This is a genomic window from Flavihumibacter fluminis, from assembly GCF_021491375.1.
GTDB lineage: Bacteria > Bacteroidota > Bacteroidia > Chitinophagales > Chitinophagaceae > Flavihumibacter > Flavihumibacter fluminis.
Genome location: NZ_JAKEVY010000002.1, coordinates 313,311 through 332,845 on the forward strand (window position 1 = coordinate 313,311; position 19,535 = coordinate 332,845).

The following is a 19,535-nucleotide window of genomic DNA, read 5'->3' on the forward strand; positions in this document are numbered from 1 at the left end:
TGGTTTATTGCTTATATAAGGTCGATGACAGGTCTCTGAATAATACCTCCACCAATCACATCATTCCCTTCGTAAAATACGGCACTTTGTCCAGGTGCGATACCCTTCACTTCTTCAAAAAACCGCACTTCCACACCTGCTTCATTCTGGTGCAGGGTGGATAAGGATCCTTTGTCTTTGTAGCGGATTTTGGTGGTTGCTTCCATTCCTTCAGGAACTCCTTCGTATTTGATCCAGTTGATCTTATTCACCTGCATAACAGAGCGATTCAGATCTTCTTCATCTCCCAGAACCACTGTATTGGTTTCAGGAAAGATGCCGGTTACATACACTGGTTTACCTAATGCGATATCCAGCCCTTTTCGTTGCCCGATGGTATAAAAGGGATAGCCTTTGTGTTTGCCAAGGATCTTGCCGGTTTTGTCAACAAATAATCCTCCGTCTACGCGTTCTTCCAGCCCACTCACCTTTTTCTTCAGGAATCCGCGGTAGTCGTTATCCGGCACAAAACAGATCTCATAACTTTCTGCTTTTTTGGCGAGTTCCGGATAGCCGAAATCATGAGCCATCTGGCGAATTTCAGTCTTCCGGTAAGTGCCTAATGGAAGCAGGGTTCTGCTTAACAGATCCTGTTGCAATCCCCAGAGCACATAACTCTGGTCTTTGGTTTCATCAAGTCCTTTGCTGATAAAATACCGTCCATTGGTATGCTGGTGAATATTGGCATAATGGCCCGTTGCGATATAGTCGCAATCCAGGGCATCTGCCCGTTTCAGCAGGGCCCTCCACTTGATATGCGTATTGCACATCACACACGGGTTAGGCGTACGTCCGGCCAGGTATTCGTCTACAAAATTTTCAATCACGAAATCACCAAACTCTTCCCGGATGTCAAGTATAAAATGGGGAAAGCCATGTTGTACAGCAGCCATCCTTGCATCATTGAAGGAGTCAATATTGCAACAGCCGGTTTCCTTTTTACTGGAACCGGAACTGGCATAATCCCAGGTTTTCATGGTAATGCCCACCACCTCATATCCCTGCTCGTGCAGCATCAGGGCGGTTACGGTACTATCGATACCACCGCTCATAGCCACCAGCACTTTTCCTTTTCTGCTCATTTGATCTGCATTGAAGTTGCAAATATACGAACACTTCCTTTGTCTCCTCCGTCTCCCATCTCCTCTGTCTCCCATCTCCTCTGTCTCCCTCCTCCTTTGTTTCCTCTTCCATACTTCCTATCTTCCATTTCGGTTAAACTACACATATGAGGAAATCATTATTTGTTCTTGGCTTCTTATTAGTTGCTCTATTGGTTCAGGCGCAGGATCTCAGTTATTATCTCCCAGCCGGACAACAATACCGGGCCTCGGTACCGGAACCGGAAAAAGTTATTGGCCATAAAGTAGGAGAGTGGCATATTACCCATGACCGACTGGTCTTGTACATGAAGGCACTGGCGGCTGCTGCACCGGATCGCATTAAACTGGAAGTGATGGGTACCTCTTATGAGGCGAGACAACAATTGGTGCTGGTCATTACCAGTGCAGCGAATCATCGCAAACTGGAAAGCATTCGCGAAGAACATCTTCGCTTAAGTGATCCAGGCTATACAGGTGCACTGAATTACCAGCAGATGCCGGCTGTTGTATATCAGGGATTTTCCATTCATGGAAATGAGCCCAGTGGAGCGAATGCCGCACTCCTGACGGCCTATCACCTGGCAGCAGCTGAAGGTCCGGCTATAGACTCCTTGCTCAATGAAGTGGTTATTCTTTTTGATCCATCTTTCAATCCCGATGGTCTCAATCGCTTTGCGACCTGGGCCAATATGCATAAGAGTCAGCACCTGGTAACGGATCCCGCAACCAGAGAGTTTAATGAAGTATGGCCCGGTGGAAGATTTAATCATTATTGGTTTGATTTGAACCGCGACTGGTTACCAGCCCAACACAGGGAAAGTCAGAACCGGTTAAGTATTTACCAGCAATGGCGCCCCAATATTTTAACGGATCACCATGAGATGGGAAGTGATGCTACCTTCTTTTTTCAACCCGGAGAGCCCAGCAGGGTTAATCCGCTCACGCCTGTAAAAAACCAGGAACTTACCCAGGCGGTAGCAAACTATCATGCGAAATTCCTGGATAAGATCGGTTCACTTTATTATACCAAGGAAGGTTATGATGATTTCTATTATGGCAAGGGTTCTACTTATCCGGATGCGCAGGGCTGTATCGGGATCTTGTTTGAGCAGGCATCCTCCCGTGGGCATGCCCAGCAAACCATCAATGGTGTATTGACTTTCCCTTTCACGATTCGCAATCAGTTTACCACTACTTTATCTACCCTTGCAGCAGCAAGAGACTTGCGGGTAGAACTGTTAAAGTACCAACGGGAATTTTATCAGCAAATGGCAAAGGAAGCTTCCGCGGCTCCGGTTAAAGCCTGGGTTTTCGGTAATGAGTCGGATGAATCCCGGACCGGCATTTTTGTTGAAATGTTGCGTCGTCACCAAATCGTAGTGGAACAACTTCAGCAGGATCTGAACCTGGGTAAACAAAGCTTTAAAAAAGGAAGCAGTTACCTCGTAAGAACACAACAACCGCAGTATAAATTGATTCAGACTTTTTTTGAGAAAATTCCGGAATACAAAGACAGTCTGTTTTATGATATCACAGCCTGGACTATGCCGATGGCGATGGGACTGAAGAACAGTGCATTAACAGCAGCACAAGTAGGTACAGTAAAATCTGTTGTATTAACTGATTGGAAAGGAACAAAAGGGAACTTGCTTGCGGATCAGAACGCCTATGCTTATGTATTTGAATGGAGTGAATATTATGCACCCAGAATGCTGAATAATTTATTGAAAGAGGGAGTTGTAGTACGGGTGGCAACCAAAACGTTTACAGCTAACATAAACGGACAACCGAGAATATTTCCATTGGGAACCTTGCTGGTTCCGGTACAGTTGCAAACAAAAGCGCGGACTGATTTGCATACTCTATTGAAAAGAGAAGCGGTTGCTGCCAATGTCAATGTGTTTGGATTGAATACCGGAATGTCGGCAGGAGGAGTGGATTTAGGTAGTCGTTCTTTGCAGCCAGTAACAAAACCCTCCATCGCCATGCTGGTTGGAGCAGGCGTAAGTGCGCTGGATGCGGGGGAAGTTTGGCATCTGCTGGATCAGCGATTTGGCATGCCTCCCAGTATGCTGGAAGCGTCTATATTCAATCGTATCAACCTGGCTACGTATAATACCATGGTATTGGTGGGTGGAAACTACAATGCCTTCCAGGCAGAGAAATTAAAAACATGGGTTCAGCAGGGAGGAACACTCATCCTCACGGAAGATGCAATTGAGTGGGCAAAGCAGGCAGGCATTGTTAAACTGGAGTTTAAGAAAACAGCGCCGGTACTGGATAGCACGAAACAGTATCCGTACGCCCAGCGTTCTATGATTGTAAATGCACAACAGATAAGAGGGGCAATTTTTCAGGCGCAAATGGATCTCACGCATCCATTGAGTTATGGATATGAAGAGGAGCAGGTGTACCTGTTTAAACAGAACAATGTTTTTATGAAAATCCCTTCCAACAGTTTTGCAGTTCCTTTCCGTTATGGTAAAGATCCGCTGGCAAGTGGCTTCGTTACACAACAAAACCTGGAAGCCGTTAAGCAATCCGCGGCGGTTCAGGTGCAGGCAAGTGGAAGTGGAAGAATTATCTGCATTGGAGACAATCCCAATTTCCGGGCCTACTGGCTGGGAGGAACAAAATTATTCCTGAATGCGATATTTTTCGGGCGACTGATTGAAGCAGGATCTGCAACTGCGGAGGAGGATTAATCAAAAGTTATCAACAAGGGTGAAAGAACGGTTTTTTGAAGGTCTCTACCAACGTATATTGCCTGTTCTAATTTTATTTACGTAGCTAAAATTGTTAAGTTATGATCAAGCTTCAGGTAATCGGAAATCTCGGCAGAGATTGCACAGTGAATAATGTAAATGGCCGCTCGGTGATGAATTTCACGGTAGCTCATACAGAACGATACAGGGATGCCCAGGGCAACCAGCAGGATAAAACCATTTGGGTGGATTGTGCTTATTGGTCAGATCGTACGGCTGTTGCACCCTATCTGAAAAAAGGAACTCAGGTTTATGTAGAGGGAACTCCCGAAGTTCGCACATATCAAAAAAATGATGGCAGCACAGGTGCTTCTCTCTCCATGAGGGTTTTGAATGTGCAGTTGCTGGGAGCTCGTCCTGAAGGTCAGGGTGGTGGATATGCCCAAGGCGGTGCACCGGCTCAACAGGGATATGGCCAGGGTGGCAGCTATTCTGCACCAGCTATGGGTCCTGCACCAGTGAGTATGGATCAGGGGGGAGATGACCTGCCTTTCTAAAATTGAAATCAATTTCTTTTCAAAAGGTGCATCCGGTTGGGTGCACCTTTTTTATTGTTTCTTTGCAGCATGGCAGAAACAGTAGTACGGTATGAAAATCTGGTTGAATTTACCAGGCAATTATTTCAATCGATCGGATGTTCAGCAGCAGATGCAACTACAGCAACCGAGGTTTTGCTAAGTGCTGATTTAAGAGGTATTGATTCACATGGTATCGCGCGGCTCAGCGGTTATATCCGGTTATGGGAAGCCGGTCGGGTGAATGCAACTCCATCCATCCGTATCATACATGAAACACCTTCTACTGCAGTAGTGGATGGCGACAGTGGATTGGGTTTGGTAGTAGCCCCCTACGCCATGAAAGTGGCCATGCAAAAAGCTGCCCAGGTTGGAACAGGCTGGGTGAGTGTACAAAATAGCAACCATTATGGTATCGCAGGATGGCATGCGATGATGGCCCTGGAGCAGGAAATGATTGGTATCAGTATGACCAATGCCTCTGCGCTGGTTGCCCCCACTTTCTCTACAGAACGATTATTGGGAACCAATCCTATTTGTGTAGCGATACCTGCTGGAGAAGAACCCGCTTTTGTGGCTGATATGGCAACTACCACAGCGGCGAATGGGAAGCTTGAAATTTTACAAAGAAAAAATCTGGAAGCACCTATCGGCTGGATCCAGGATGCTGAAGGGAAGCCTACCACTGATGCACATTCGTTAAAAACAGGTGGTGCCCTCTTACCGCTAGGTGGCGATCGTGAACATGGCAGTCATAAGGGATATGCACTTGGAGCCATTGTAGATATTTTTTCAGCTGTACTAAGCGGCGCCAACTATGGACCCTGGGTGCCTCCCTTTCCGGCCTATGTTCCAATGCCAACCGGTATGCCAGGCAAAGGCATTGGTCATTTTTTTGGCGCCATGCGTATAGATGCCTTTCGTCCGGCTGCTGATTTTAAAAAAGATATGGATAACTGGATTCGTCGGTTCCGTAGTGCTAAAACAGTACCAGGGGAGACCTCTGTACTGGTGCCAGGTGATCCGGAAAGAGAACTGGAATCGGTGCGGAGAGAACAGGGCATACCCCTGCTGGATCCTGTAATTGAAGATCTTCAATCACTTGCTCAAAAATTTTCAATTCCATTACGATTGGCGTAAATTCGCTGCCGCTTGATCAGAGATTAGGTGATTTTGTTTAATAATTTTAAAAAGGTTGGCTGATGAAAGTAATGAAGTTCGGTGGCACCTCTGTAGGGAAGCCGGAGAGAATGCACCAGGTTGCCCAGTTAATTACCAAAGACGGGGAACCCAAGATTGTTGTCTTAAGTGCACTTAGCGGCACTACCAATACACTGGTTTCAATTGGTGATGCACTTTCCAAAGGTGATAAGGCAGGTGCCAAACAGATCGTGGATCAGTTGGAAGCTCATTACAAACAGTTCATTCTGGATTTGTTGAAAAAAGACGATACCCGCGCCAAAGCCAACCAGCAAATCAGCGAACATTTTGAATTCCTGAATATCATTACGAAAATATCTTTCAACGATGCGCTGAATAAGGATATCCTGGCCCAGGGCGAGTTGATGAGCACCAAACTTTTTTCCATTTACCTGGAAGAGCAGGGCATTGATCATGCCCTGTTGCCGGCACTTGAATTCATGAGTATTGATGCCAATGATGAACCGCAACTGGGTTCAATCCGTAAAAAATTAATGACCATCCTCGCACAGCATTCCAGCAAGAAATTATTTATTACACAGGGTTATATATGCCGTAATGCCAGGGGGGAAGTGGACAACCTGAAACGTGGTGGCAGTGATTATACCGCTTCACTGGTAGCAGCAGCAACCAACAGTACGGTTTGTGAAATCTGGACAGATATTGATGGCATGCATAACAACGATCCAAGGGTTGTAAATAAAACTGTTCCTATTGAACAACTCAGTTTTGAAGAGGCTGCAGAGCTGGCCTATTTCGGAGCTAAAATTTTGCATCCCACCTGCATTTGGCCGGCACAACAGGAAAGCGTTCCGGTGAAACTGCTGAATACCATGCAGCCGGATGCGGCCGGTACAACCATCACTAAGGAAGCGGGCTCAGTTGGCGTCAAGGCGATCGCTGCCAAAGATGGTATCATCGCAATTAAAATTAAAAGCAGCCGCATGTTGCTGGCTTATGGATTCCTGCGGAAAATTTTTGAAGTCTTTGAAAAATATCGTACTCCAATTGATATGATCACTACTTCCGAAGTAGCCGTTTCGGTTACTATTGACAGTGATGTCTATCTGAAGGAGATTGTGAAGGAATTAGAACCCTTTGGTTCTGTTGAAGTGGATCGCGATCAGACCATCGTTTCAATTGTGGGTAATGAAATTGCTGAGACAAAAGATGTGCTGAGTCGTCTGTTTGATTCACTGAAACAAGTGCCAGTACGTATGGTTTCTTATGGTGGCAGCCGGCACAACGTATCCCTGTTGATACCTTCCGGCAGCAAACAACAAACCCTGCAATTGCTGAATTCCGGTTTATTCGGACTTTAATAAGAAGGCGGGCTTGGAAACTTATCGCTTCTTAAGGATCAGGTCCTGGTCGAACATCCACTGGTAAACGAATTTCATCCATTCGACATCACTGCTCGGATTGTTCATTCCAAAGCCATGCCCGCCTTTTTCATACGTATATAAATCGTTTTTGACACGGGCTTTATCCAGGGCCTCTTTTAGTTTGAGACTGTTGTCGATTTTTACGGTACGATCGTCCTTGGCATGCACCAGAAATACAGGTGGTGTTTTTTTCGTCACTTGGTTTTCCAACGAGAAAAACTTTACTTGTTCCGGATCAGGTTCCTGTCCGAGTAAAGCCTCCCGGCTACCCTTATGCGAAAACTCATCAGAGAAACTGATCACCGGATACACAAGTATTGAAAAATCCGGCCGTAGGGATGTTTTTAACGGATTCGGGATGAATGCCTGATCGAAATGAACAGTTGCAGAGCCGGCCAGATGTCCGCCAGCACTGAATCCCATGATCCCAACTTGTTTCGGATTGAGTTGCCAGAGTTTGGCTTTTTCACGAACGAACTGGATGGCACGCTGTGCATCCTGCAAGGGACCTATGGTTTTATTTTCCATGCTCTCGTCAGAAGGCAGCCGGTACTTCAGTACGAAAGCGGTTACGCCCCACTCATTGAATTTTTTTGCTACAGCTGCACCTTCGTGGTCGGCAGCGAGTACCCTGTATCCGCCACCCGGACAAATAATCACTGCTGTCCCATTGGCTTTCGAAGGGTCTGGTAAATAGACTGTGAGGGTTGGTTTCGTAACATTCGAAATAATCAAGCGTCCACTGCCTGCTGTTTCAGCCTTCTCAACCAGGGAAGATGGTTTAGAATTCGGAATTGAATCTGCCGGATAAAGCTCAAACACATCCTGGCCAACTGCAAAAAGACTTAGACTTGACATCAAAAAAAATAGGATGAACGCTTTCATTTGTTTCGCTTTCATCCTATGAATATAAATACAGTCTGGCTAATTTCAGTGCCTCATCTGTTAAATCACCAGCATGGCATCACCGTAGCTAAAAAAGCGGTACTTATCCTTGATGGCTTTTTTGTACGCTTCCATGGCCAGGTCGTAACCGGCAAAGGCGCAGGTCATGATCAGCAGGCTGGTCTTTGGCAGGTGGAAATTGGTAACCAGTGAATCCGCTATAGAGAACTCATACGGTGGGTGGATAAAGTGATTGGTCCAGCCCTCAGATGGTTTCAATAATTTTTCAGCTGTAAAGGAAGATTCAATTGCCCGCATGGTGGTTGTGCCGATGGAACAGATCCGGTGATTATTGGTTTTCGCCTTGTTCACAATCTGGCAGGCAGTATCATCGATACGATAGTATTCAGCATCCATTTTATGCTTGGAAAGATCCTCAACCTCAATAGGGCGGAAGGTTCCAAGGCCGGTATGCAGGGTTACTTCAGCGAAGCGGATGCCTTTGATCTCGAGGCGTTTGATTAACTCGCGACTAAAATGCAGTCCCGCAGTGGGAGCAGCAACCGCACCTTCATGCTTGGCATATACAGTCTGGTAACGCTCCTTATCTTCCTCATCCGGCTTACGCTTGATATATTTAGGTAGTGGCGTCTCTCCCAGGAACTCCAGCATTTGGCGGAACTCTTCATCGGTTCCTTCCCAGAGAAAGCGGATGGTACGACCACGACTGGTAGTATTGTCGATTACTTCAGCCACCAGTTCGTCGTTGTCTCCAAAATAGAGTTTATTACCTACGCGGATTTTACGGGCCGGATCTACAATTACATCCCAAAGGCGATTGGGTTTGTTCAGTTCACGAAGCAGGAACACTTCAATTTTGGCACCGGTTTTTTCCTTGCGGCCATACATACGCGCAGGGAACACCTTGGTGTTGTTTACAATGAATACATCCTTGTCGTCGAAATAATCCAGGATATCCCGGAAGGTCTTGTTTTCGATGTTTCCGGTCTTGCGATGAACCACCATCAGGCGGCTGTCTTCTCTTTTTTTCGCAGGGTTCTGGGCAATAAGATTAAGGGGGAGATCGAACTTAAACTGGGATAGCTTCATGTATTAAATGGTTTTTACAACCACCAGCCACACGACACATATCAACATCCAGGGAAGAGGGGTGTCTTGCACAACCCGGACTTACGGCTCCGGTATTGATATCATGTTACGGCATGATGTTTAAATGGGTGCAAAGGTAGGATTTAAACTTCATTTCGCAAAGATCTCGGCTCTTCCTGGTATTGCGTCTAGTAAACGTTTGGTAACCAATGAGGTAGGTTGGTTGATCACCTGGTTGGTACTACCCAATTCAGCTATTCTGCCCTTCTCCATTACCAGGATGCGGTCGCTGATGTATTTTACCACTCCCAGGTCATGTGTGATGAAAAGTGCGGTAAAGCCAAATTCAGCTTTTAATTCATTGATCAGGTTCAATACCTGCGCCTGAACGCTCACATCGAGGGCACTTACACTTTCATCAAACACTACAAAAGTCGGGTTGAGTGCCAATGCTCTTGCAATTCCAATCCGCTGTCGCTGACCACCACTAAATGCATGCGGATACCGGTAGTAATGTTCCGGTTGCAAATGGACTTTTTTGAGCAAGTCCATCACCTGTTCTTTTTGAGTTGCGGTGGGTAAGTCCGGATGATGTACCTGTAGCGTTTCCCGGATGGCTTCTCCAATTGGGATTCGTGGATTCAGGGAGCCATAAGGATCCTGGAAAACCAGCTGCATCTCTTTTCTGTACCGGCGTAAATTTCGCTTGGGCAACTCCGTAAGTTCAACTCCGGATATCCGGATACTGCCATTTTGAATAGGTATCAGTTGCAGCAATGCTCTCCCGAATGTAGTTTTCCCGCAACCGGATTCACCAACAATGCCAAGTGTCTCTCCTTTAAAAATATCCAGGTTGATTTCATCAACCGCTTTGGTGAATTCAGTTGGCTGGCCAAAGAACCGGCGTTTTTTCGGATACCAGACACTTAGGGAGCGGATCGAGATAAGGGGAGTCCCTTCCTCAATGGCAGCTGGATCTTTTTCTGCCGGTTTTTTTTCTTCCAGTTGTTTGTTTACTGGTTTATCGCCTAAAAAATCATCCACTACTGGAAGTTTCTGTCCTTTCTCATACAAAATTGGGCGACATGCCAGCAGAGCTCTGGTATAGGGGTGTTGCGGATTAGCAAATAATTCATCACAACTGCCTTCTTCCACTATTCTACCCTTGTATAAAACAATTACCCGATGTGCAAAATCACGTACCAGTCCCAGATCATGCGTGATGAACAACATTCCCATTTTCGTTTGTTCCTGAATGTTGGTTAATAGCTCCAGTATACTTTTCTGCACGGTCACATCCAGGGCCGTAGTAGGTTCATCTGCAATCAGCAGGGAAGGTTCGCATGCCAGTGCCATTGCAATCATCACCCGTTGTTTCTGTCCGCCGCTAAGTTGATGCGGATATTTCTTCAATACCAGCTCGGGTTCAGGTAATTGAACTTTTTGAAATAAATCAACTGTCTTTAACCGGGCGTCTTTTGCGGATACTCCGGTATGTGAACGTATTGCTTCTATTACCTGGTTGCCACAGGTGAAAACCGGGTTGAGTGCAGACATTGGTTCCTGGAAGATCATGGCGATCTCGCTTCCCCGGATGGAGCGAAGTTTCGTTCCGGATGCTTCCAGCAGGTTCAGCGCCTCCTTGCTATCTGATGTTGTGAATGCAATTTTCCCAGTCAGGTACCGTGTTGTTTTTTGGGGCAAAAGTTGCAATATTGAAAGGGAACTGACTGATTTTCCCGAACCGGATTCGCCAACAACTGCCACGATTTCTCCCCGGTTAACCTTGAAACTGATATCGTGCAAGGCCGTTCGGATTTCAGCTTCCTGGTGAAAGCCAACAGAAAGGTTTTCGACTGACAACAAGGGTAAGGCTTCCTGCATGTCAGGGATTTATTTTTTTTACATTGATAATGCTTAGCCGGGTAGGAGGGGTGGGATAATAAGCCATGCAAACCATACAGTCTTCTTTGTAATCGGCAGCGGCTAACTCAAATGTAAACAGATCTCCTTCACTGATTCCTGCTTCAGCAAAATTGCATCTGCTTTCCACCGTGAAAACATTGGAGTAATCCGACTTTCTTTTTTCGTCGTAAAATCTCGCAGTTAATAAAGCCGGATCCAGCTTTCCTGAAACCAGCACAACAACATAGTGATTGCAGATCTCACTGATCACCAATTTGCCGGTAAATGGAGTGGCTGGTTGGTTTTGAACTGCTGTTGATTTACAACTCCAGCCCGTAATAGTCAATAATAAACTGACCAGCAGTGTGTTCATCCGCATCACGTAAAGTTTAAAAGCGCAGGTGCCTTACCGTTAGTCCGTCGTTGATCAGCTGTTTCAGCGAATCTATTCCTATTCTGATATGCCGCTCAACAAACTCGGTGGTAACTTTTTTATCGCTCTCTTCTGTTTTTACGCCTTCGGGTATCATAGGGGAATCACTTACCAGCAACAAGGCGCCGGTTGGGATCTTATTGTAAAACCCTACCGAAAAAATGGTAGCGGTTTCCATATCTATTGCATAGGCCCTGACTTTTTGCAGGTATTCCTTAAATGATTCATCGTGTTCCCAAACCCTTCTGTTGGTGGTATAAACAGTACCTGTCCAATAATCCACACCATGATCCCGAATAGTAGTGGATACCGCTTTTTGTAAGGCGAACGCAGGAAGTGCAGGTACTTCCGGAGGAAAATAATCATTGGAAGTACCCTCTCCACGAATAGCTGCTATCGGCAAAATCAGATCCCCTACCTTATTTCTCTTTTTTAAACCACCACATTTCCCCAGGAACAACACCGCTTTGGGTTCAATGGCGGTTACCAGGTCCATTACCGTGGCTGCAGTCGGACTTCCCATTCCAAAATTGATAATAGTGATATCCTCAGCTGTTGCACATTGCATTGGTTTGCCTAAGCCCACAACTTCAACTTTGTGCCATTGGGCAAACCATTCCACATAGTTACTGAAATTGGTAAGCAGTATATATTTTCCAAAGTTCTCAAGCGGTTGACCGGTATATCTAGGCAACCAGTTCTGCACTATTTCCTCTTTTGTTTTCATGGCATTCGTTTTTCCTTTCCGACAAATCAATTTCAGCAATATACGATTTTCGAATCATAGCTTTGGCAAATGATCCGAATGGTTTATCCTGATATCAACCTGAAATGGAAAGAAGCAAATGGTCAGCGGCTTGTCTTTGATCCGATCCGAAAAAAATGGCTGGTGCTGACTCCTGAAGAATGGGTGCGTCAGCATGTGCTGCAATATCTGTTAGTGGTGAAAGGATATCCGCAGGCTTATATAGCAGTTGAAAAAACCATGCAATTGGGTGAATTGAAAAAGCGATTTGATTTGCTGGTGTATGATCAGGAGCACAAGCCGTGGCTGATGGTGGAATGCAAGGCAATGGATATCCAACTCAGCGAAGCCGTATTGCATCAGATTTTACGGTATAACCTGGCAATTCCGGTTACTTATCTAGTCATTACGAATGGTGCAGAAGCGATGATTTATCACCGGGCAGAAGGAAGGTTATCTGTTCTCGCAGAATTCCCCGCATATTAAAAAAAGGTGTTGATGAAACCACCAACACCTTTCAAAAAATCCATATAATCTCTTACGGGAAAATGCCCAGTTCATTGTAGCTGGTGGCTACTTTGTTGATGGCAACTACATAGGCGGCTGTACGCATATCCGGAATAGATGGATTCTGCTTCCAGCATTCCATAATTTCACGAGTAGCAGTGATCATGGTTTCTTCCAGTCCGGAATATACCAGGTCCACCTCATCGGGCCCGTGTTCGATCATGATTTTATGATTCTCGGCTACTTTTTTACCGGTCAGGCTTTCAATCTGGTTGATGATGTTTTTATTCTGATTTTCAGTAAAACGCTTTTCCAAACGGCCATAGCGAACATGGCTCAGGTTCTTCAACCACTCGAAATAAGAAACGGTTACACCTCCCGCATTCAGGTACATATCGGGAACAACCAGTGTTCCTTTGGAAGCAAAAACTTCATCTGCTTCAGGAGTCAACGGACCATTCGCAGCTTCTCCAATAATACGAGCTTTAATTCGGGGTGCATTTTCACCGTTGATAACGTTTTCCAGGGCGGCAGGAATCAAAATCTCACAATCCAGTTCCAATGCATCATTGGAATTCGCCAGGTTCAATGCTCCAGGGAAATTCAGAATGGATCCGGTTTTCTTGCGGTGCTGGAATACTTCGTCTTCATTCAGTCCGTCTGGGTTCATAATTGCTCCTTCGTATTCAGCTATGGCAATTACTTTAGCTCCACCTTCACGGAAAAACTTGGCAGCATGATAACCCACATTACCCAGGCCCTGAATTACAACGGTTTTTCCTTCAATTCCGAGGTCCAGTCCAAGGCGTTGCATTACATCCGGCATGCTGCACACTTCGCGGATACCATAGAATACACCCAGGCCGGTTGCTTCTCTGCGTCCACGAACTCCTCCCTGCGTAACTGGCTTTCCGGTTACGCATCCTAATGCGTCCACTTCACCCGGTTTCATACTCATATAGGTGTCGAGGATCCAGGCCATTTCACGTTCGCCGGTTCCATAATCAGGAGCAGGTACATCGGTACCCGGACCGATAAAATTCTTCTTGATCAGTTCGTGTGTATAACGGCGGGTAATTTTTTCCAGTTCGTAAGGGGTATATTTTTTAGGATCGATGGATATACCACCCTTTGCGCCTCCAAATGGAACATTCACAATAGCGCACTTGTAGGTCATAAGTGCAGCGAGTGCCATCACTTCATCAAGGTTAACCGCAGTTGCAAAGCGGATACCGCCTTTGCAGGGTGTTTTGTGATGAGAGTGTTGTACACGATAGGCTTTAACAACTTCAATCTTATCTCCGATTTTAACCGGAAAATGCATCCGGTAAACCGAATTACATTGTTTGATTTGTTCAAGAATTCCCGGATCCCAGTTGGTGAACTTCGCTGCCTTGTCAAAGCTCTTCTCTACTGCTCCAAAGAAGCTGTACTCTTGATGTCCAGACATAACGTTCGTTTTTTGTTAGGTGTTTTTTATATGTGTTTACGCAATCGTCTTCTCTTACAACGAAAAAAGATCAGGCTTCGTTTTCCAGCTTGGTGATTTTTCTGTCCAGGCGGATCAGGTAGATTAATATTCCTACTACGATAAGTACCACAACTGCAACCACTGCATAGATTTTTCCATTGGCATGCAGGGCGTCAGCCATCTGTACGGGCCCATCATCATTCATAGGCGCCTGAGCAGATAACCGGGTTGAAAGTAGCAGCAGGATCGCGATCAGCCCCTGCCATTTTATATTACGCATGTTGAAGTTTTTTTTCTTCCAAATTTTTAAGCCGGATGGATAAGCTGGCAATCCACACTCCCAAAAGGGTCCAGCCGGGGAAAGCCACGAAGTAAAATAAGTACCTCATACGGCTGTCTACATCACCCGGATTTAATGCCGGATTGCCCATTCCTCCGGGGTGCAGGCTCTCCAGCAGGCGGGGAATGATCCAGATGGTTGGAAAGAGCATCGCGAAGGCGAAAATGTTATAGACCGCTCCAATCTTTGCTCTTTTGTCCGGATCAATCATGGAATTCCGCAACACCAGGTAAGCGAAGTAGATCAGAAACGCGATCGCTGCACCAATTTGCTTGGGATCGTTACTCCAGGGTTTGCCCCAGGTGTAATTGGCCCAGATCATGCCGGTTGATAATCCCAATATGCAAAACAGCAGCCCTATATTGGCATATTCAACCGCCAGGCTATCGTGTTTCAGATTCCCGCTACGCAGGTATTTAACTGAATTAACAACGGAAACAATAAAGAAGATCATCATCCCAAACCACATCGGCACATGGAAATAGTAATTCCGGATGGTTTCATTCAGAATGGGTTTGGCGGGTACATCGCCCAGGAAGCCGGCTACTGAAATGGTGAGTAGCTGCAGGATGCAAAGGATTTTCCACCAGGCTAAGCGCATAATAACGAATAAGTGCGGCAAAATTAGGGGAAAAGAATCAGTCCTTCCACAGAAAGGGAAAGAGGATAATGGCCAGGGCAACCACTAACAGATCAAGTCCCGCCAATAATAGTACAATCATGCCCAAACTATCCTGAATTACCTGGCTAAATGCGGTATTAGCCAGCTTCATCATCAATAAAATTTGAGGAATAATTAACGGAAATCCGAGGATGGCCATCAGGGCAGCATTCTGTTGTGCGCGGGCAGCGATCGCTGATAAAAAGGTAAAAACAAGACTGAGTCCCAATCCGCCAAAAACTGCCAAACCCATGAACCGGAGTCCATTTTGAACAGGGTTTCCTAATAGCAAACCAAAGAGGATCCAGGAAACCAGGCTGAGCAAACCCATGAGTAAAACGTTGAACAGCAGTTTGGATAAAATAAAATCCCGGGGCCCGGCTATGCTGTAAAAATAGAGCAGCCGGCCGCGGCTTTCCTGCAGAAAACTCTTGGCTACTGCATTGACACACACAAATAACTGGATCATCCAGAAGAGACCATTCCAGACCTGGTCTTCAGGCTGCCCCATAGCCAGGTAGAGTACAAAAATGGTGCTGGCCACGTATAACAGGATTCCGTAAAACGTGTATTGCTGGCGGAATTCCAGCAGTAAATCTTTTTTAAAAAGGGCAATGACCGATTTCATGTATCAGTTTTTTTCGTCATAACAGGTTCTGCAACGGGGCTCATAAGATTCCTTTTCTCCCAGCAAAACCTGGCCACCCTGGGCGATCTTTCTGTAACTGAAAGAGGCAATATTTCCACATTTTACGCAAATGGCATGCAACTTGGTGATATAATCTGCCTTGGCCAGCAGAAAGGGCATCTGCCCAAATGGTTTTCCAAGGTAGTCCATATCAAGTCCGGCTATGATGACCCGAATACCCTGCCTGGCCAGTTGGTCGCAGACATCGGGCAATTGGTCGTCAAAGAACTGGGCTTCGTCAATACCTACCACGTCCACATTGGAGGCCATCAATAAAATGGTTTGGGAATTGTCGATTGGTGTGGAAGTGATAGCGTTTTCATCGTGGGAAACGATTTGTTGTTCATCATAACGAACGTCGATGGCCGGTTTGAAAATCTCGACTTTCAGATTGGCAATCCGGGCACGTTTCAGGCGTCTGATCAGTTCTTCGGTTTTGCCTGAAAACATTGAACCACAGATGACTTCAATCCATCCACGGCGGCCGCCATTAAGTGTAGGTTCTATAAACACGCTCTATACAATTGATGCGGAACAGGCAACTCATCAAAGGTTAACAGATCCTTTGATGAGTATTGATTCAGTTCCAACTTTATTTTAATAACTTTATGAAATCCAATACTAACCCAAAAGTACCATATCAAATGGAAAGAGTTAGAGCACTGATTAATAAGCTTCAGGAACAGGCGGACCAGGGAGCGGAGGTTTCCGTTTTACTGATGACTGCGCAACTGTTACAAGCGGCTCTTCAGGAACAGGCTTCGGCTGCTTCTGTACACCGAAATGGAAACTCAAAAGTAGCTGTTGTATTACCTTCTCTTAATAATCCCATTCAGAAAATCGTTGCGGAACCAGCTCCGGTTGTTTCGGAAACCGTGGTGGAGGTGACTCCAAAAGTGCCGGAGCCGGAAACAGCCCTGCCTTCCGATTGGCTGCATTCCCTGATGCAGGAGATTCCAACCCTGGCTCATCAGAAGGAAATAAGAGAACTGAATGATGTAATGAGTCAGCAATTGACCGGTGCTTCTCTTAATGATAAATTGAAGCAGGGTGCCATTGAAGTGGCGGATGTGCTTACCCGGGAGCCTGTGCGGGATCTCAAAAAAGCCATCGGTATTAATGATCGTTTTGTGTTTGTACAGGAATTATTCCGCGGTGATGAAGTGATGTATGAGCGCAGCATTAAAACCATCAATTCCTTTAATATTCTGCAGGAAGCTGAATACTGGATTGAGCGGGAACTCAAGCTGAAGCTTGCCTGGGATGATTCCAAAGAAACCGTGCGACATTTTTGTCAACTCGTAAGAAGGCGCTTTTCCTCCAAATAAGTCTGAATGTATGCACTTGCTCCACGGCGACTCGCAACAAATGTTGCAGCCGCACGGGAGGCGGTTGCTAAAGCATTTTCCTCCGTCAGCAGCTGATTGAAGCGATTTTCCAGTTCCAATGCTGTTGAAACAGCGAAGCCCCCACCTTCCTCAATGAGTTCAGTAGCCTCTGGAAACCGATCATATACAGGGCCGTGAATGACGGGCACGCCATATACCGCCGCTTCCAGAATATTGTGCAAACCATCGTCTCCGAATCCACCCCCTACATAAGCCAGCTTTGCGTATTTATACAGGCGCGATAACATTCCGATATTATCGATGATCAGCACATTTGCAGTGGTTCCGGCATCCGGTGACTGCTTCCATACAGAGAATCGGACAGTGTGTTGGAACAATTTCTCCATGTCTCGCAGGTGCTCCTCATAAATCTCATGCGGAGCGATTATGAACCGGATATCAGGGCGGGTATTAGCAAAATGGTCCAGTTCCTCCTCATCTTCCGGCCAGGTGCTGCCACAGACAATGACAGGGTTGTTCCCTACAAAATCTTCTATTTCCGGAATAGGTTCAAATTTTTCCGCAATAGCTGAAACCCGGTCGTACCGTGTGTCTCCAGCTACTGTGGTTTTGTGAATACCAACCTTACTTAGCAGCTCAGCGGAAGCCCCATCCTGCAGGAAAAGATGCTGAAAACAGGTAAGCATATGTCGGTGCAACCGGCCATAGCTCCTGAAAAAAGGTTGGGATTTGCGAAATCGGCCGGCGATCAGGATAACCGGGATATTTTTACCAGAGAGAATATTGAGAAAATGATACCAGAATTCATAGCGCACCCAGATAACCAGTGACGGGCTAGCTGTTTCAATGAATTGGCGTGCATTCCGGGCGCTGTCCATTGGCAGGTAGCAAACATAATCAGCTCCAGCATAGTTTTTCCGGATTTCATACCCGGAGGGAGAGAAAAAACTAAGCAGAATACTATGATTCGGGTAATTGGCGCGTATCCATTCCAGGATAGGCCGCCCCTGCTCGAACTCTCCAAGGGAAGCGCAATGCATCCAAACCAGCGGCCGCTGATCCTGCTGTCGAAACCGGATCAGTGCCTGTTCCCATTCTTTCCGGCCTTCCACCCATTTTTGGGCTTTGGGATTCCAGCGGGCTGCCAGTTGCAATGCCCACCGGTAGAAAACAATAAACAGATTGTATAGTAAAAGACTCACTGAATCAATTGGTTAATATCAGGCAAAGCTAAATTCAAAGTTCCACCCAACCTATATTTTGCTATTTTTGTGCCCATTTTAAAAGAGGAGGGAGACTTATGCGACCTATACAAATGGTGGATTTAAAAAAGCAATACCAGGAAATTAAAGCCGATGTGGATGCGGCAATCCATGAGGTGCTGGATTCAGCTGCCTTCATAAATGGGAAGGCTGTGCAGGACTTCAGTAAGTCGCTGGCCAATTACCTGGATGTAAAGCATGTAATCCCCTGTGCAAATGGAACCGATGCCCTTCAAATTGCTATGATGGCGCTGGATCTTCAGCCGGGTGATGAAGTGATTACACCTTCTTTCACCTATATCGCAACAACCGAAGTGGTGGCATTACTGCGACTGCAGCCGGTATTTGTGGAAGTGGATCCCAAAACCTTTTGTATTGATCCGGCAGCCATTGAAAAAGCTATCACTCCCCGTACAAAAGCAATTGTACCGGTTCATTTATACGGACAGGCAGCCAATATGGAAGCTATCATGGAAATTGCGAACAGGCATGGATTGGCTGTGATTGAAGACAATGCTCAGGCAATCGGAAGTGATTATTATTATAAAGATGGTAGCTCGCGCAAAACTGGAACGATAGGAACTATAGGTTGTACTTCTTTTTTTCCGTCCAAAAACCTGGGCTGTTATGGGGATGGTGGCGCGATCTGTACCAATAATGATGAACTGGCAGACAAAATGCGCATGATCGCCAATCATGGTCAGAAGGTTCGGTATTATCATGAGATGGTGGGTTGCAATAGCCGGCTCGACAGTATTCAGGCTGCAGTGCTGAATATTAAACTGCCCAAGCTTGACCAGTACATCGAAGCCAGGAGAAAAGCGGCCGATTATTATGATCAGGCATTTGCTGGGCATAAAAAAATTACTACTCCATACCGCGCTTCCAATAATAAACATGTCTTTCACCAGTATACGCTTATTTTGGAAGGAATAAACAGGGATGGCTTACACCAATACCTGGCTGAGAGAGAGATTCCATCCATGATTTATTATCCAGTACCGGCGCACAGACAGAATATGTTTGCAGCCCTGGGAGGAAATAAATTTGAACTGGAGGTTACCGACTGGTTGACCGAGCGAGTGATATCCTTGCCGATGCATACAGAGCTGGATCAGGAACAATTGGCCTATATAACGACGGAAGTTTTAGCTTTCGCAGATAAAAATTAA

General features: G+C 45.9%; 20 protein-coding genes. 7 read left to right on the forward strand and 13 right to left on the reverse strand.

The genetic code is table 11. From position 1 onward, the window contains the following. Nucleotides 1–11: 11 nt before the first annotated feature. The gene (gene mnmA, locus L0U88_RS07615; RefSeq protein ID WP_234865215.1) at nt 12–1,121 is read right to left on the reverse strand and encodes a tRNA 2-thiouridine(34) synthase MnmA; all 1,110 of its coding nucleotides are present in this window, start codon (nt 1,119–1,121) and stop codon (nt 12–14) included. Further along, the gene (locus L0U88_RS07620) at nt 1,118–1,267 is read right to left on the reverse strand and encodes a hypothetical protein (RefSeq protein WP_234865217.1); all 150 of its coding nucleotides are present in this window, start codon (nt 1,265–1,267) and stop codon (nt 1,118–1,120) included. Before L0U88_RS07620 ends, mnmA begins: the two co-directional genes overlap by 4 nt. On the opposite strand from L0U88_RS07620, the gene L0U88_RS07625 reads away from it, so the two are divergent. From L0U88_RS07625 to L0U88_RS07640, 4 genes are all read left to right on the forward strand, one after another. After that, nucleotides 1,268–3,847 carry a M14 metallopeptidase family protein gene (locus tag L0U88_RS07625; protein ID WP_234865219.1) on the forward strand — a complete coding sequence of 860 codons (2,580 nt, stop codon included), beginning with the start codon at nt 1,268–1,270 and terminating at the stop codon, nt 3,845–3,847. 101 nt (nt 3,848–3,948) lie between these two features. After that, complete coding sequence (locus tag L0U88_RS07630; RefSeq protein WP_234865220.1) at nt 3,949–4,404, forward strand: single-stranded DNA-binding protein; 456 nt, start codon at nt 3,949–3,951, stop codon at nt 4,402–4,404. A 69-nt stretch (nt 4,405–4,473) separates the two neighbouring features. Beyond that, the gene (locus tag L0U88_RS07635; RefSeq protein ID WP_234865222.1) at nt 4,474–5,562 is read left to right on the forward strand and encodes an Ldh family oxidoreductase; all 1,089 of its coding nucleotides are present in this window, start codon (nt 4,474–4,476) and stop codon (nt 5,560–5,562) included. A 62-nt stretch (nt 5,563–5,624) separates the two neighbouring features. Continuing rightward, complete coding sequence (locus L0U88_RS07640; protein ID WP_234865224.1) at nt 5,625–6,944, forward strand: aspartate kinase; 1,320 nt, start codon at nt 5,625–5,627, stop codon at nt 6,942–6,944. Nucleotides 6,945–6,965: 21 nt separating this feature from the next. On the opposite strand, the gene L0U88_RS07645 is transcribed toward L0U88_RS07640, so the two are convergent. The 5 genes from L0U88_RS07645 to L0U88_RS07665 all read right to left on the reverse strand — a co-directional run bounded on the left by L0U88_RS07645 (nt 6,966) and on the right by L0U88_RS07665 (nt 12,067). Next, the gene (locus tag L0U88_RS07645; protein WP_234865226.1) at nt 6,966–7,865 is read right to left on the reverse strand and encodes an alpha/beta hydrolase; all 900 of its coding nucleotides are present in this window, start codon (nt 7,863–7,865) and stop codon (nt 6,966–6,968) included. 87 nt (nt 7,866–7,952) lie between these two features. Further along, complete coding sequence (queA, locus tag L0U88_RS07650) at nt 7,953–9,002, reverse strand: tRNA preQ1(34) S-adenosylmethionine ribosyltransferase-isomerase QueA (protein WP_234865228.1); 1,050 nt, start codon at nt 9,000–9,002, stop codon at nt 7,953–7,955. 150 nt (nt 9,003–9,152) lie between these two features. Continuing rightward, entirely contained in the window at nt 9,153–10,886 is a 1,734-nt protein-coding gene (locus tag L0U88_RS07655; protein WP_234865230.1) for an ABC transporter ATP-binding protein, read from the reverse strand. A 1-nt stretch (nt 10,887) separates the two neighbouring features. Then, nucleotides 10,888–11,286, reverse strand: a complete 399-nt coding sequence (locus L0U88_RS07660) for a hypothetical protein (RefSeq protein ID WP_234865231.1) — start codon at nt 11,284–11,286, stop codon at nt 10,888–10,890. Between the two features lie 10 nt (nt 11,287–11,296). Then, the gene (locus L0U88_RS07665; RefSeq protein WP_234865233.1) at nt 11,297–12,067 is read right to left on the reverse strand and encodes an AMP nucleosidase; all 771 of its coding nucleotides are present in this window, start codon (nt 12,065–12,067) and stop codon (nt 11,297–11,299) included. 69 nt (nt 12,068–12,136) lie between these two features. On the opposite strand from L0U88_RS07665, the gene L0U88_RS07670 reads away from it, so the two are divergent. Then, a complete protein-coding gene (locus tag L0U88_RS07670; RefSeq protein ID WP_234865235.1) occupies nt 12,137–12,571 on the forward strand; it encodes a type I restriction enzyme HsdR N-terminal domain-containing protein in 435 nt (144 codons plus the stop codon). 52 nt (nt 12,572–12,623) lie between these two features. Here the strand turns inward: L0U88_RS07670 and L0U88_RS07675 are convergent, their stop codons facing one another. The 5 genes from L0U88_RS07675 to L0U88_RS07695 all read right to left on the reverse strand — a co-directional run bounded on the left by L0U88_RS07675 (nt 12,624) and on the right by L0U88_RS07695 (nt 16,265). Further along, nucleotides 12,624–14,042, reverse strand: a complete 1,419-nt coding sequence (locus L0U88_RS07675; RefSeq protein ID WP_234865236.1) for a Glu/Leu/Phe/Val family dehydrogenase — start codon at nt 14,040–14,042, stop codon at nt 12,624–12,626. 70 nt (nt 14,043–14,112) lie between these two features. Next, nucleotides 14,113–14,343, reverse strand: a complete 231-nt coding sequence (locus L0U88_RS07680) for a CcmD family protein (RefSeq protein ID WP_234865237.1) — start codon at nt 14,341–14,343, stop codon at nt 14,113–14,115. After that, on the reverse strand, nt 14,336–15,004 hold the full coding sequence (gene ccsA, locus L0U88_RS07685; protein WP_234865238.1) for a cytochrome c biogenesis protein CcsA: 669 nt from the start codon (nt 15,002–15,004) through the stop codon (nt 14,336–14,338). The genes L0U88_RS07680 and ccsA overlap by 8 nt, the downstream gene beginning before the upstream one ends. A 37-nt stretch (nt 15,005–15,041) precedes the next feature. Beyond that, a complete protein-coding gene (locus tag L0U88_RS07690) occupies nt 15,042–15,692 on the reverse strand; it encodes a heme exporter protein CcmB (protein WP_234865239.1) in 651 nt (216 codons plus the stop codon). Between the two features lie 3 nt (nt 15,693–15,695). Next, nucleotides 15,696–16,265: a thymidine kinase gene (locus L0U88_RS07695; protein ID WP_353620640.1), complete on the reverse strand. Its 570-nt coding sequence runs from the start codon at nt 16,263–16,265 to the stop codon at nt 15,696–15,698. A 131-nt stretch (nt 16,266–16,396) separates the two neighbouring features. Here L0U88_RS07695 and L0U88_RS07700 point away from each other — a divergent pair, with 131 nt between their 5' ends. Further along, entirely contained in the window at nt 16,397–17,080 is a 684-nt protein-coding gene (locus L0U88_RS07700) for a DUF8457 domain-containing protein (protein WP_234865241.1), read from the forward strand. Here L0U88_RS07700 and L0U88_RS07705 read toward each other — a convergent pair. After that, nucleotides 17,047–18,303, reverse strand: coding sequence for a 3-deoxy-D-manno-octulosonic acid transferase (locus L0U88_RS07705; protein WP_234865243.1), 1,257 nt, complete (start codon nt 18,301–18,303; stop codon nt 17,047–17,049). The two genes, L0U88_RS07700 and L0U88_RS07705, sit on opposite strands and share 34 nt — an antisense overlap. Before the next feature lie 98 nt (nt 18,304–18,401). On the opposite strand from L0U88_RS07705, the gene L0U88_RS07710 reads away from it, so the two are divergent. Next, nucleotides 18,402–19,535: a DegT/DnrJ/EryC1/StrS family aminotransferase gene (locus L0U88_RS07710; RefSeq protein ID WP_234865245.1), complete on the forward strand. Its 1,134-nt coding sequence runs from the start codon at nt 18,402–18,404 to the stop codon at nt 19,533–19,535.